We start from the raw sequence: 784 nt of genomic DNA on the forward strand, positions 1-784 counted from the left end.
CATAGGCGCTTTCGTTCCAGGCCGCACCCGATTTATAGGCCAAGGCCAGCACCTGGACGCCGAGCGGGCGGCCGAGCCATTCAGTGCAGGAATAGGGGAACTTGCTCCAGTCGTTCCAGAAGGTCGCGGCCGGCAGCACTGTGCGCTTGATCTTGAAGCCCGCCTCGCGGATTTGCGCCGCGATCGCATCCGCGGTGCTCTTTTGCCATTCGATGTCGACCGAGATCAGCTCATATTCGTGGTCGGCCTTGCCCGATTCCGACATCAGCTTCTTCGCCTGGTCGACGTCGCGTTTGGCCGGGCCGATATCGGCGAATTCCGGATGCATGGGGCCGACATGGTGGTTGTCGGCGGGCTTGCCGCGCCCGTCGAGGCCGAGCTTCAGCACGGCCGCATTGTCCACGGCAAGCTGGGCGGCGCGGCGCAGCTTGACGTCGTCATAGGGCGCGTTGGAGACATTGAAGCGCGCGACGATGGTCGAGCCGGTGGCGATCTCGGAATTCTGCAGGCCCATCTTGTCGGTGTGCGAGACGGCGTCCGATGCGGTTTCGTGGTCGGTGTCGATCTCGCCGGATTCGAAGGCCGACAGCATGGCGTTGGGGTCGGAGCCGTAATCGACCCATTTGATGCCGTCGAGATGGAACTCGCCCTTCCACCAGGGTTTGTCCTTGCGCTTTACTTCCGCGCCGGTCTCGGCATCCCAGCTCACCAGCTCGCAGGGGCCGGTGGTGATCGCCAGCGCCTTCTTCGGGTCGGCCTCGCCCTCGTAGGAGCGGTGCATGAT

The 784-nt window shown here is 64.0% G+C and carries 1 protein-coding gene; it reads right to left on the reverse strand.

Annotated features, from left to right (window positions below):
• Nucleotides 1-784, reverse strand: a 784-nt coding sequence (locus EOA28_RS37400; protein ID WP_245501707.1) for an ABC transporter substrate-binding protein, incomplete at both ends; no start/stop codon positions are given.

Origin of the sequence: Mesorhizobium sp. M2A.F.Ca.ET.067.02.1.1 (assembly GCF_004023285.1) — a bacterium.
Classification (GTDB): domain Bacteria; phylum Pseudomonadota; class Alphaproteobacteria; order Rhizobiales; family Rhizobiaceae; genus Mesorhizobium.